Source organism: Demequina lignilytica, from assembly GCF_030418375.1.
Lineage (GTDB): Bacteria > Actinomycetota > Actinomycetes > Actinomycetales > Demequinaceae > Demequina > Demequina lignilytica.
Genome location: NZ_JAUHPZ010000002.1, coordinates 54178 through 66765 on the forward strand (window position 1 = coordinate 54178; position 12588 = coordinate 66765).

Here is a 12588-nt window from a genome sequence, read left to right on the forward strand (position 1 = left end):
CCCGCGGGGAGCTCAAGGCCCTTCGACGGTTACACCGGCTCGGTGACCCGCCCCGGCGGGGTGACCGCCGCGGATGCGCGGGCACGCCACGAGTCGACGGTGATGAGCACCAGCGCCACCCAGACGAGGGCGAAGCCGGCCCACCGTGCGGACGGCATCGGCTCGTGGAAGTACCAGACCGCCAGCGCGAACGTCATGGTGGGGGCGATGTACTGCAGCAGGCCCGAGATGTTGAGCGGCAGGCGGCGGGCGGCGGCCGCGAAGATCAGCAGCGCGCCCGCGGTCCAGGTGCCGGTGGTGAGCAGGAGCGTGTCATGGACCCAGCCCAGCCCCTCCGCGCCGCGGACCAGCAGCGTCTGCGTCCCGGACGCGTGCACCCAGATCAGCACCCCGATCGCGAGCGGCAGCTGGATCGCGGTCTCCACCGTGAGCCCGGTGAGCGCGTCGACCTTGGCGCCCACGTCCTTCTTGATGAAGGAGTACAGCCCGAAGCTCGTGGCGAGCACCAGAGAGATCCACGGCAGCCCGCCCATGTCGACCGCCACCACCGTCACGGCCACGGCGGCGACCCCGATCGCGACCAGCTGCATCGGCCGCAGGCGCTCGCGCAGGAAGAACACGCCGAGCGCGACCGTCAGGAGCGGGTTGATGTAGTAGCCGAGCGACGTCGAGGCGACCCGATCGGTCACCACCGCGTAGACCATCACCCCCCAGTTGACGGCGATGAGCAGCGACGCCGCGGTGAGCCGCAGCATCGTCCGCCCGTCCCGGGCCACGGCGACGATGCGCGGCCAGGCGCCCGCCATGAACGGCACGATCATCAGGCACACCGCGAGCGACGAGACCGACCTCCAGGCGACGATCTCGAGGGCTCCTGCCGGCTCGAGCCACGCCATGAGGATGGGGAACAGCCCCCAGATGAAGTAGGCGGCGAAGCCGTACGTCAGTCCGCGGCGGTCGAGCGAGGGGGTCACCGCTCGATTCTCGCACCGCGCGGACCTCGCCCGTGAGGGCCAGTCGCGCGCGACTGGCCCCTGGGATCAGAGGCCTGGACGGCGCACGCTCACCCGACGTGGATGCCGCACTCCGTCTTGTCGAGGCCGGCCCAGCGCCCCGAGCGCGGGTCGGCGCCGGGAGCCACCCGCTGGGTGCAGGGGAGGCAGCCGATGCTGGGGTAGCCCTGCGCGACCAACGGGTTGCGCGGCAGCCCGTGCGTGTCCTGGTACGACTCGACCGCCGCATCGTCCCAGAGCGCGAGCGGGTTGATCTTCACCAGGCCGTGCTTGGCGTCCCAGCTGACCACCGGCAGCTCCGAGCGTGTGACGGCGTCGACGCGGCGGGCGCCCGTCACCCACGCGTCGTATCCGGCGAGCGCGTCGCGCAGCGGGTCCATCTTGCGCAGCTGGCAGCACAGCCCGGGGTCGCGGGCGAAGAGGTCCTTGCCGTAGGCGGCGTCCTGCTCGGCGACGGTCTGCTTCGGGGTGACGTCGACGACGGTGATGTCGAGGGCGGCCGCGGCCGCGTCCCGGGTCGCCAGCGTCTCGGGGAAGTGGTAGCCGGTCTCGAGGAAGAGGACGTCCACCCCGGGGATCCGGGTCCCGAACAGGTGGGGGAGGATCGTGTCCTGCATGGACGCCGCGACGGCCAGGCGCCGCCCGAAGGTGGCGGCGGCCCAGTCGGCGATGTGCGCGGCCGAGGCGCTCAGCAGGCGCTCGTTGACCTGCGCGCAGGTCTCGGCGTTCCACTCGCTCGGGTTGAGCAACGTGAGCGACGATGCGCCGAGCGGCGGCGCGTTCATCGGATCAGCTCCTCGTCGACCCGGAAGGCCCAGTCCGCGAAGGGCTCGCCGTCGGCGCGGGTCTCCAGGTAGTTGCGGGTCACGCGCTCGACGTAGTCGGGCATGCCGTCCGCCTTCACCTTGTGGGCACGGATCTTGCGGCCGAAGTCGTTGTCCTCGCCCCGGCCGAGGCGGCCACCCAGGTGGACCTGGAAGCCGGGCACCTGCTCGCCGGTCTCGTCGTCCAGCACCAGCTGGCCCTTGAAGCCGATGTCGGCGACCTGGATGCGAGCGCAGGAGTTCGGGCAGCCGTTGACGTGCACGGAGATCGGGGTGTCGAGCGTCGGGAACGTCTCATCGAGCCGCAGCACCACCTCGCGAGCGGTGGCCTTGGTCTCGACGATCGCGAGCTTGCAGTACTCGATGCCGGTGCAGGCCATCACGTTGCGGTGGAACTCGCCGGGCTCGGCCTCGAGCTCGAGCGCGCGGAGGCCGTTGACCACGTCGTTGACGCGGTCCTCCGGGATGTCGAGCAGCACGATCTTCTGCAGCGGCGTGAGCCGGATGCGGTCCGAGCCCGCCGCCTCGGCGATGTCCGCGATCGCTGCCAGCTTGGTGCCCGAGATGCGACCCGCGACCGGGGCGACGCCGACGTACCAGCGGCCGTCCCGCTGACGGTGGATGCCGACGTGGTCGCCTCGATCGCCGGGACCCGCCTCCTGCGGCGCGGGGCCGTCGGGGAGCCTCCAACCGAGGTAGTCGTTCTCGAGCACCTCGCGGAACTTCTCGGCGCCCCACGCCTTCACCACGAACTTCAGGCGGGCGCGGGTCCTGAGCCGGCGGTAGCCATGGTCCCGGAAGATCCCGATCACCCCGGCCCAGACGTCGGCGACCTTGTCCGGCTCCACGAAGGCGCCCAGGCGCACGCCCAGGTGCGGGTTGATGGACAGCCCGCCGCCCACCCAGAGGTCGTAGCCGACGCCGAGCTCGGGGTGCTCGACGGCGACGAACGCGATGTCGTTGATCTCGTGGACGATGTCCGGGATCCGCATGCCGGAGATCGCGGACTTGAACTTGCGCGGCAGGTTGGAGAACTCGGGGTTGCCGATGCCGCGCTCGATGATCGCCTGGATCTGCGGCGTCGGATCGATCAGCTCGTCCTGGGCGACGCCCGCGAGCGGCGAGCCGAGGATGACGCGCGGGGAGTCGCCGCAGGCCTCGGTGGTGAACAGGCCGACCGACTCGACGCGGCGGAAGATCTCGGGTGCGTCCTCGATGCGGATCCAGTGGAGCTGGATGTTCTGGCGATCGGAGACGTCGGCGGTGTCGCGGCCCATCTCCGTCGAGATCGCCGCGATCTCGCGGGCCTGCGCGACGCTCAGCTGGCCGCCGTCGGAGCGGATGCGGAGCATGAAGTACTCGTCGTCGAGCTGATGGGGCTCGAGCACCGCGGTGCGACCGCCGTCGATCCCCGGGCGGCGCTGCGTGTACAGGCCCCACCACCGGAACCGCCCACGCAGGTCGCTCGGGGGGATCGACCAGAAGCCCCACTTCGAGTAGAGGGTCTCGATGCGGTGGCGCACTTCGAGCGGGTCCGCGGTCGCCTTGAACTCCTCGTTCGGGTTGAGCGGCGTGCGGTCGCCGGCGGCCCACTGGCCGTCCTTGGACGCGGTGTTCTTGCGGGCGGCGGCCTCGCGGGTGCGGATGAGGCGTGCCTCCTCGCGGTGGCGTCGGCGCTCCTCGGCCTCGGTCAGCGCCTGCGGGGTGCGGGTCGTGTCGTCGGTGGTGCTCACCGGTTCTCCAGTGTGTCGGGGGAGCTGCGGCGTGGCGAGATCGCGCTCGTCAGGCCGAGCGCCCAGGAAGGGGGACAGGTTCCGTGGGCGATCAGGCCGACAGACACATGGCGCAGCGAACGCAGCACATGTGTGCACGCAGGTTCGCGGGGATGGCCATGGCGGGAATGATGACACATCCACGTGACCCTTGGGAACCCCCGGGGCGACGATGCGGGGCGTTCCTGGGAGGACGACTACCAGGGCATATGCCCCCGGGGGTGTGCGATCAGAGTGTCACGCGGTGTCGCCGCGCCGGTGCACCTCGGTGTCGATGAAGCCGGCGATCGCGTCCACGCTGTCCTGGTGCCGCGTCAGCAGCGCGATCTCCCGCGTGCCGTACTCGACGCCGCGCCACACGAAGTTGTGCGATCCCGTGATCGCGGTCCGCGACCCGTCCGGCATGTGCGCGAGGATCACCTTCGCGTGCAGGTAGTCCGGGTGGGCGTACGACGTCGAGGTGCGCGTCGCGAGCATGGACGAGGCGATGAGCGCCCGGTTGAGCAGGGAGGCCTGACCGGGGCGGTTGAAGAAGATCCGGTGGGGACGCTCCTTGATCGCGCGCCCCAGCTCGCCCGTCGGGCAGTACTGCGAGACCAGGGTCACCTCGACCGCGTCCTCGACCACCTCGAGCGCCCGGCGGTAGATGATCGAGTCGCCGGCGCCGCCCCCGTCGATCAGCACCTCGCCGTGCTCGTGCGGCAGCGCGACGGATGCGGGCCGGGTCGACCGGTTCACCGTGCGGATCTCCGCGTGCACGTCGGCGAGCGCGTCGGCCAGGGCAGGGTCGTCGAACCGCAGCATGAAGTCCACGTTGGTCACGCCCCGGTCGTCGAGGTTGACCCCGCCGAACGCGTAGACGGAGTCGTCGACCACGGTGAGCTTGGTGTGCGTGCGCCCCTTGAACAGGGGGCCGCGCTCGTGGCCGAGCCAGGTGAACGTGCCGCCCGCGGAGCGGATGCGCCAGGCGAGGGTGCGGGCGTCGCTCCGTGCGCGCGTCGGGACCCGTCCCGGCAGCAGCGAGGCCGCGGTGTCGCGGAAGGTGAAGGTGTCCGCCTGCACGCACACCTCGACACCGCGCCGCGCGGCGTCGACGAGCGCGTCGACGAGCGCGCCCGTGAGGAAGCCGTCCGAGAGCGTCAGGGTCGTGAGGCGGACGCGACGGCGCGCGCGGTGCACGCGGCCGACGAGGTCGGCGAGGTAGTCCAGCGCGGGCAGCAGCGTAGGAGTCGCGAGCGCGACGTCGACCGGCGCGGGCTCCAGGGCGCGCACGGGGGCGGACGAACCGACGGGGTGCATACCCCCTAGGGTTCCAGAGTTATGTCAGGTTGGGAAGGGGGTCGCCGCGATCCGCAGCAAACTCCGAGCAACGGCCACGTCTCTCCCGCGGGGTCCCGGGTCGTTCGCCCTAGACTCGAGGCGCGGCGTGGTCCCCGTCCTCGCGCCGCCCGACGAAGGGTCGAGAGCGACGCGATGACCTCTGGCGCAGATGGGTCCGCCCGGTACGACGTCGCGGGCTTCCTCCGCGAGCTCGACGCCGCCTTCGCGGCGCAGGCGGGTCCGGACGCGGCGGAGCGGCTGGTCGCCGACGCCGTGGAGGGCTCCCGCGCCGCGGGGGACCTGGCGGCGGAGCTCACGGTGCTCAACGAGGCGATGGGCCTCCACCGGTCGATCGGCAGGCACCGGGAGGCGGTGTCCGAGGCGCGCGAGGCGCTCGCCCTCGTCGGCCGGCTCGGGCTCGAGGGGACCGAGGCGCACGCGACCACGCTCATCAACGCCGCGACCGCGATGCGCGCGGCCGGGCGGAGGGACGATGCGCGGTCCGCCTACGCGGAGGCGCTCGCCGTCGCCGCGCCGCTGTTCGGGTCGCGCGACCGCCGGCTCGCGGCGCTCCACAACAACCTCTCGATCCTCGACAGCGACAGCGGCGACCACGCCTCCGCCCACGCCCACCTCGAGCAGGCGCTGGCGATCCTGGCGTCCTCTTCGGCCGACCCCGCGACCGACATCGACGTCGCCGCGACCCGCACGAACCTCGCGCTCGTGTCCTTCGCGCTCGGGCGCGAGGACCAGGCGCAGGACCATGCTGCTGCCGCGATGGAGATCTTCCGCCGCGGGGGGAGCGAAGGGGACGCGCACTACGCCGCGGCGCTCGCCGGGCATGCGGAGGCGAGCTTCCGGCTCGGTCGGCTCGCGGATGCCGTCGACGGGTACGAGAGGGCGCTCGCGATCATCGCGCGGGCGTACGGCGAGGGCTCCGACGCCCACGCCGTGACCTCCGAGAACCTCCGCGCCGCCCGGGCCGCGCTCGCGGCCGCTCCCGACCGGTCGCCGGCCGTGGACCCGCCGCCCGCGGAGAGCGCCGCATCGTCCCCCGACCCCGACCCCGCGCCATCGCCGGACCCGCTGACCGGCCTCGCGCTGGCGCGCTCCTACTGGGAGGAGGTGGGCCGGCCGATGATGCGCGAGCGTCACGCGGACCTGCTGCGGCGGGCGGCCGTCGGCCTCGTGGGGCACGGCTCGGACGCCCTCGGGTTCGACGACGCGCTGTCGCGCGACCACGACTTCGGCCCCGGATTCTGCGTCTGGCTGTCCGCCGAGGATTTCGCGGCGCACGGCGCCGCGCTCCAGGCCGACTACGAGGCGCTCCCGCCGACCCATCGCGGTCACGGTCCGCGCGTGGCCACCCCGCGCGCGACCGGCGGCGCGCGGCGCGTCGGCGTGTTCGAGATCGGCGACTTCTTCGAGGGCCTGACCGGGTATGCCGCCGCGCCCGCAGCGGACCGCCCCCACGAGTGGCTCGGGCTCGATGAGGCGACGCTGGCGGCGGCGACCGGCGGGCAGGTGTTCCAGGATCCGCACGGCGCGTTCTCGGCGGCGCGGAACGGGTTCCGCCGCATGCCGGAGGACGTCCGGCTGGCGCTGGTCTCGCGGCGGCTCGGGATGATGGCGCAGGCGGGCCAGTACAACGTGCCGAGGATGCTCGACCGCGGAGACGGTGAGGCGGCGTGGCTGGCTGTCGGCGAGTTCGTGAACGCGGCGGCCTCCGCGGTGTTCCTGCTCAACGGCCCCGCCTCGGCCGGCTACCTGCCGTACTACAAGTGGCGCTTCGCAGCGCTGCGCGCGCTCGCGGATCGGATGGGCTCGCGGCTGCCGGGCGTCCATCCGCGGCTGTCCGACGCGCTGAGGCTGGCCTCGGCGGCCTGCTTCGGGGGAGCGGGCTTCGGCGAGGGGGGCAAGGGTGCGGGCCCCGCGCGCGCCGGCCTCGAGGCCGCGATCGAGGACGTGTGCGCGCAGGTGGCGGCCGAGCTGCGCGCGCAGGGGCTCTCGGGCTCTGACGCGGGCTTCCTCGAGCATCACCGCGGCGAGCTCGCCGCGCGCATCGGCGACGACTGGCTCAAGGGTCTGTGAGAGGGGTCCGGCATGCGGGAGACCATGGAGCAGCGGCTGGCGCGCATGGAGCGCGCGCGGGAGATCGTCGCGCATGAGTGGGAGCAGTTCCAGCAGGTGCGCGGCGAGGGCGGGCGGGCGTCCTGCCAGGACAACCCCGAGGAGTTCGAGGTCCAGCGGCTGGGTCAGTTCCTCACGTGGCCCATGGACCTGCTCGACTCCTACGCATCCGACCTCGACGCCGCCGACGCGGCCGGACGCAACCTCCTGACCGAGAAGTACGCGCGCATGATGGAGTCCACCGAGCCGGAGAGGTACGCCCGCGAGCTCGCGCCGCACCTGCCCGCGCTCTCGCCCGACCGGGTCGAGGAGCAGGAGCAGATCATCGCGATCCAGGTGGTCTGGGCGCGCGAGTTCCACGCCGGGTACCCGGCGCTCGGCGCCGGCATGCGGGTGCTCACCACCGCCGAGGACACGCTCGAGGCGACGTCCTTCGAGACCTATCTGCGCGGCGAGCTCGGCACCTACTCCGACCGCACGCTGGCGCTGTACCGCGCCCTGGTCGACGACCTGATCGCGGCGGGCGAGAACCTCACCTGGCGCACCGTCGCGTACACGGTGATCCTCGCCGGATACGAGGACCTGGACGCCGCCGAGGAGGCGCACGCGGTCGGCTGACGCGCGCCGCGCATCGTCGCACCGCCCGCCGGCCGGATACCCCGCCGGGCATCTACCAGGGCGGATGCCCCCCGGGGTGTCGACGGCCCCGAGTTGGCGGGTGGCCCGTTCGCCGTGTCTATACTCTGGTGCCATTCGCCCGGTGCGGCGCGTCCGCAGCCGCAGCATCGGGCCGGACGCCGCCCAGCCCCCACCCCGAGGACTCACCGTGACCACCGAACGCCCGCTCCGGGTCGCCATCATCGGCGCCGGACCCGCCGGCACGTACGCCGCCGACATCCTGTCCAAGTCCGACCTGTCCGTGTCGATCGACATCATCGAGCGCCTGCCCGCGCCCTTCGGCCTGGTCCGTTACGGCGTCGCGCCCGATCACCCGCGCATCAAGCAGATCATCGTCGCGCTGGCGAACGTTCTCGGCCGCGGCGACATCCGCCTGCTCGCGAACGTGAACGTGGGCACCGACCTCACGCTGCAGGAGCTGCGCGAGCACTACGACGCCGTGATCTTCGCGACCGGATCCTTCAAGGACGCGGACCTCGACATCCCTGGCATCGACCTCGACGGCTCCTTCGGCGCGGCCGACTTCGTGTCCTGGTACGACGGTCATCCGGACGTGCCCCGCACGTGGCCGCTCGACGCCAAGGAGGTCGCGGTGCTGGGGGTCGGCAACGTCGCGCTCGACGTCGCCCGCGTGCTGAGCAAGCACGTGCCCGACCTCATGCCGACCGAGGTGCCCGCGAACGTGGTCGAGGCGCTCCAGGACTCGCCCGTCACCGACGTGCACGTGTTCGGCCGGCGCGGCCCCGCGCAGGTCAAGTTCTCGCCGCTCGAGCTCCGCGAGCTCGGTCATGTCCCCGACGTCGACATCGTCGTCTACCCGGAGACCGACTACGAGTTCGACGAGGCCTCGATGGAGGTGGCCGAGAACAACAAGCAGCAGAAGCAGGTGGTCAAGACCCTCACCGACTACGCGCTCAAGGAGCCCGGCAACGCGTCCCGACGCATCCACCTGCACTTCCTCCAGTCGCCGCACGAGGTCCTGGGCGAGGACGGCAAGGTGGTCGGCATCCGGATGGAGCGCACCGCCCTCCAGGGCGACGGGTCGGTCAAGGGCACCGGAGAGTTCATCGACTACCCGGTTCAGGCCGTGTACCGCGCGGTCGGCTACTGGGGCACCGAGATCGAGGGCGTCCCGTTCGACGACCGCAAGGGCGTCATCCGCAACGTCGCCGGCCGCGTGGTCGACGAGTCGGGCGAGCCCGTCCCCGGGCTGTACACCACCGGTTGGATCAAGCGGGGGCCGGTCGGCCTGATCGGCCACACCAAGTCCGACGCCTCGGAGACCATAGCGAACCTGGTCGAGGACGCGGATGGGCTGTACGCCGGCACCCAGGCGACGCCGCAGCAGCTCAGCCCCGACAACGTCCTCCGGCTCCTCAGGGAGCGCGAGGTCCCCGTGGTGCTCTGGAAGGACTGGGAGGTGCTCGACGCCCACGAGCGTGCGCTCGGCGAGGCGCAGGGGCGCGAGCGCATCAAGGTGGTCCCCCGCGACGAGATGACGGACATCGCGCTCGGTCGGGTCGCCTCCGCGGCCGACGAGGACGGGCACGCCTACTCGATCTGACCTCGCGCCTCCGTCGCGTCCGCGGTCGCGGGCGTGCTCGCGGGCGTGCGACGATGCGCGGGGAACCGGCATAGGGTGACATCCGTTCTTCCTGGCGAGGGAACTACGGAGGACCGGTGGGAAAGAAGCACTTCAACGGGCTCAAGACGACGGGCCTGTTCGTGGCCCTGTGGGCCGTCATGCTCACGCTCGGCGTGTTCGTCGGCAACGGCAGCTACCTGTGGCTGTTCGCGCTGCTCTCGGTGATCGGCACGTTCGTCGGCTACTGGAACTCGGACACCCTGGCGATCCGCGCGATGCATGCGCGGCCCGTCACCGAGGTCGAGCAGCCTGCCATGTACCGGATCGTCCGCGAGCTGAGCCGCGAGGCCGCCCAGCCCATGCCGCGCCTGTACATCTCACCCACGGCGGCGCCCAACGCCTTCGCCACCGGGCGGAACCCGCAGAACGCGGCCGTCTGCTGCACCGAGGGGATCCTCGAGCTGCTCGACGAGCGCGAGCTGCGCGGAGTGCTCGGTCACGAGCTCATGCACGTCTACAACCGCGACATCCTCATCGGCTCGGTGGCGGCGGCGTTCGCCGGCATGATCACCGCGGTCGCGCAGATGATGTTCTTCTTCGGCGGCGGCGGCAACAACCGCGACAACCCGTTCGGCGCGATCGGGATGCTCGCCATGCTGCTGCTCGCGCCGCTCGCCGCGACCCTGATCCGCATGTCGATCTCCCGCACCCGCGAGTACGACGCCGACGAGGACGGTGCGGCCCTCACGGGCGATCCGCTCGCGCTGGCGTCCGCGCTGCGCAAGCTCGAGGCCGGGGTGAAGGCACGGCCCCTGCGCGACGACCCGAAGCTCGAGAACGTGTCGCACATGATGATCGCCAACCCCTTCCGCGGGGCCGGCCTGTCGAACCTGTTCGCGACGCACCCGCCGATGGACCAGCGCATCGCGCGTCTCGAGCAGATGGCGCAGGGCCGCGGCTTCCTGCGCTGAGCCTCGGGGCTCGCAAGTGTCGGACCCGGCGCGTAGCGTGGCCGGAGACACGGAGGAGGTCCCATGACGACTCTCGAGGGACGGCCGGCTACGGCGCTGCTGGTGATCGACATGCAGCACGACGTCGTGGTCGCGGCTCACGACCGCGACGGTGTGATCGCACGCATCGCCGCCATGGTGAAGCGCGCGCGCAAGGCGGGTGCACCCGTGATCTGGGTGCAGCACTCGGACGCGGGCATGCCTGAGGGCTCCGAGGGGTGGCGCTACGTGCCCGAGCTCACCATGAAGGCGGGCGAGCCCGTGATCCACAAGCGGTACGGGGACGCCTTCGAGGGCACCGGGCTGGAGGCCGAGCTGGCGAACGCCGCGGTCGGGCACCTCGTGGTCTGCGGCGCGCAGACCGACATGTGCATCCGGTCGACCATCCACGGCGCGTTCACGCGGGGCTACGACGTCACGCTGGTCGGGGACTCGCACACGACCGAGGACCTGACGGAGCTGGGCGCCCCGCCCATGGCGGACGTGATCGCGCACACCAACCTCTACTGGGAGTCCCAGCGGGCACCGGGCCGGACCGCGGCGGTCGTGCCGGCCGCCGAGGTGTTCGCCTCGTAGGTCGTCGGAACCGGCGCCGCCGCTACTCGCGGGGACGCCGCGTGAACGTCACGTGCGTGACACCGCTCGGCGTGGTGACGGACTCGCTCACGAAGCGGTCCTCGATCCCGTCCAGACCGGTCCACGGGCTGGTCCCGCGCCCCAGCACCACCGGCACCACCGCGACGTGGAGCAGGTCGATCAGGTCGGCGGCGAGGAACTCGCGCACCGTGGTCGGCCCGCCGCCGATGCGCACATCGAGGCCGTCCGCCATCGTGCGGGCGGCCTCGAGCGCGTCCCGGGGGAGCGTGTCGAGGAAGTGGAAGGTGGTCCCGCCGAGCGTCAGCGCCGGCCGCGGGCGATGCGTGAGCACCACCACGGGCGAGTGGAACGGGGGCTCCTCGCCCCACCACCCCTGCCACGACGCATCGTCCTCCCAGCCTGGCGGGCCGAACTTGCCCGCCCCCATGATCTCGGCGCCGATGCCCTGGTCCCAGCGCGCGGCGAAGGCGTCGTCAGGAGTCGGGTCGCCGGGGTCCTCGCCGACGTTCCGTCGGAAGGTGGCGGTGTCGTGGAACCACTGCATGAGGCGCATGCCCGCATGGCCGAACGGCGACTCGAGGCTCTGGTCGACGCCGGTCGCGAAGCCGTCGAGGGAGACGGCGAGGTTGTGGACGCGCACCAGGGACATGGGTGCAGTCTCGCACCACGGAGGCTCGCCCGCACGGCGTCCGAGAAAGTGACTCGCCATTCACTTCGGCGCCCGGATGGCGTAGTTTGCGTGGCATGAGACGCGACCACTGGCGGCGGGTCAACGCGGCGCTCGACCCCGAGCGCGACTTCGTCGAGATCTACCGCAACGTCGTCATGCACGAGTTCCCGTGGGACATGAACCAGTCGCTGAGCTTCGCGCTGTTCCGCACCTACGCGGTGCCCGGGATCGGCGGGCTGCTCGACCGCACGGGCGAGTTCACGGCGCGCACCCAGAAGCGCTACGACGACACGGCGCTGCTGCTCGAGGTCCCCACCCGTGCCGGCTTCGCGGCGCCGGAGGCGCGCAGCGCGATCCGCCGCATCAACCAGATGCATCGTGCCTACGACATCCCCGACCACGAGTTCCGCTACGTGCTGTCGACCTTCGTCGTCGTGCCCAAGCGGTGGCTCGACGCGTACGGCAAGCGTGCCCTCACGGACGCCGAGCTCGACGCCTCCGTGCGGTACTACCGGGAGCTCGGGCGGCACATGAACATCACGGACTTGCCCGAGACCTACGAGGGCTTCGCCGAGCTCATGGACGGCTACGAGGCCGAGCATTTCGCGTTCGACGAGGGCGCCCGTCGCGTCGCGGACGCGACCCTCGCGCTGCTGCTGACGTTCCGCCCGTACGTGCCCAAGCGCGCCATGGAGGCGGTGAGCCGGGCCCTGATGGACGATGCGCTGCTGGACGCGCTCGGCTACGCGCACCCGCCGCGCGTGGTGGTGATCGGGTCGCGAGTCGCGGTGCGGTTGCGAGGGGTGATCGCGGGGCTGCTGCCTGCGCGTGCCAAGCCGACCCGGGTCGAGGATCTGCCGTGGATCCGGAGCTACCCGGACGGGTTCCGCGTCGAGGAGCTCGGGACGTTCCCCGGCGGGTGCCCGGTCCCGCACGCGCCCACGGGAGGCGGGGATCCCTGAGCGTCCTTTTTGTCCGTTTCGATGTCG

The 12588-nt window shown here is 72.0% G+C and carries 11 protein-coding genes; 6 read left to right on the forward strand and 5 right to left on the reverse strand.

Features of this window, described 5'->3' with window-relative positions; translation table 11 throughout:
* Positions 1-29: 29 nt before the first annotated feature.
* From rarD to QQX13_RS03830, 4 genes are all read right to left on the reverse strand, one after another.
* Positions 30-974, reverse strand: coding sequence for an EamA family transporter RarD (gene rarD / locus QQX13_RS03815; protein ID WP_301119482.1), 945 nt, complete (start codon positions 972-974; stop codon positions 30-32).
* A gap of 89 nt (positions 975-1063) precedes the next feature.
* Positions 1064-1798: a phosphoadenylyl-sulfate reductase gene (locus tag QQX13_RS03820; RefSeq protein WP_301119484.1), complete on the reverse strand. Its 735-nt coding sequence runs from the start codon at positions 1796-1798 to the stop codon at positions 1064-1066.
* Positions 1795-3570, reverse strand: a complete 1776-nt coding sequence (locus QQX13_RS03825; protein WP_301119486.1) for a nitrite/sulfite reductase — start codon at positions 3568-3570, stop codon at positions 1795-1797. The genes QQX13_RS03820 and QQX13_RS03825 overlap by 4 nt, the downstream gene beginning before the upstream one ends.
* Positions 3571-3846: 276 nt before the next feature.
* Positions 3847-4908: a phospholipase D-like domain-containing protein gene (locus tag QQX13_RS03830; RefSeq protein ID WP_301119488.1), complete on the reverse strand. Its 1062-nt coding sequence runs from the start codon at positions 4906-4908 to the stop codon at positions 3847-3849.
* A gap of 174 nt (positions 4909-5082) precedes the next feature.
* Between QQX13_RS03830 and QQX13_RS03835 the strand changes: the two genes are divergently transcribed.
* The 5 genes from QQX13_RS03835 to QQX13_RS03855 all read left to right on the forward strand — a co-directional run bounded on the left by QQX13_RS03835 (position 5083) and on the right by QQX13_RS03855 (position 10908).
* Positions 5083-7020, forward strand: a complete 1938-nt coding sequence (locus QQX13_RS03835) for a DUF4037 domain-containing protein (protein ID WP_301119490.1) — start codon at positions 5083-5085, stop codon at positions 7018-7020.
* A gap of 12 nt (positions 7021-7032) precedes the next feature.
* Positions 7033-7677 (forward strand): DUF4125 family protein, encoded by a 645-nt coding sequence (locus QQX13_RS03840; RefSeq protein WP_301119492.1) that lies wholly within the window; start codon positions 7033-7035, stop codon positions 7675-7677.
* A gap of 208 nt (positions 7678-7885) precedes the next feature.
* On the forward strand, positions 7886-9301 hold the full coding sequence (locus QQX13_RS03845) for an FAD-dependent oxidoreductase (RefSeq protein ID WP_301119494.1): 1416 nt from the start codon (positions 7886-7888) through the stop codon (positions 9299-9301).
* A 116-nt stretch (positions 9302-9417) separates the two neighbouring features.
* A complete protein-coding gene (htpX, locus tag QQX13_RS03850; protein ID WP_301119496.1) occupies positions 9418-10293 on the forward strand; it encodes a zinc metalloprotease HtpX in 876 nt (291 codons plus the stop codon).
* A gap of 63 nt (positions 10294-10356) precedes the next feature.
* Positions 10357-10908 carry a cysteine hydrolase family protein gene (locus QQX13_RS03855; RefSeq protein ID WP_301152568.1) on the forward strand — a complete coding sequence of 184 codons (552 nt, stop codon included), beginning with the start codon at positions 10357-10359 and terminating at the stop codon, positions 10906-10908.
* Positions 10909-10930: 22 nt separating this feature from the next.
* Here the strand turns inward: QQX13_RS03855 and QQX13_RS03860 are convergent, their stop codons facing one another.
* Positions 10931-11578 carry a dihydrofolate reductase family protein gene (locus tag QQX13_RS03860; protein ID WP_301152569.1) on the reverse strand — a complete coding sequence of 216 codons (648 nt, stop codon included), beginning with the start codon at positions 11576-11578 and terminating at the stop codon, positions 10931-10933.
* A 95-nt stretch (positions 11579-11673) separates the two neighbouring features.
* Between QQX13_RS03860 and QQX13_RS03865 the strand changes: the two genes are divergently transcribed.
* Positions 11674-12561, forward strand: coding sequence for an oxygenase MpaB family protein (locus QQX13_RS03865; RefSeq protein WP_301152570.1), 888 nt, complete (start codon positions 11674-11676; stop codon positions 12559-12561).
* Positions 12562-12588 lie beyond the last annotated feature (27 nt).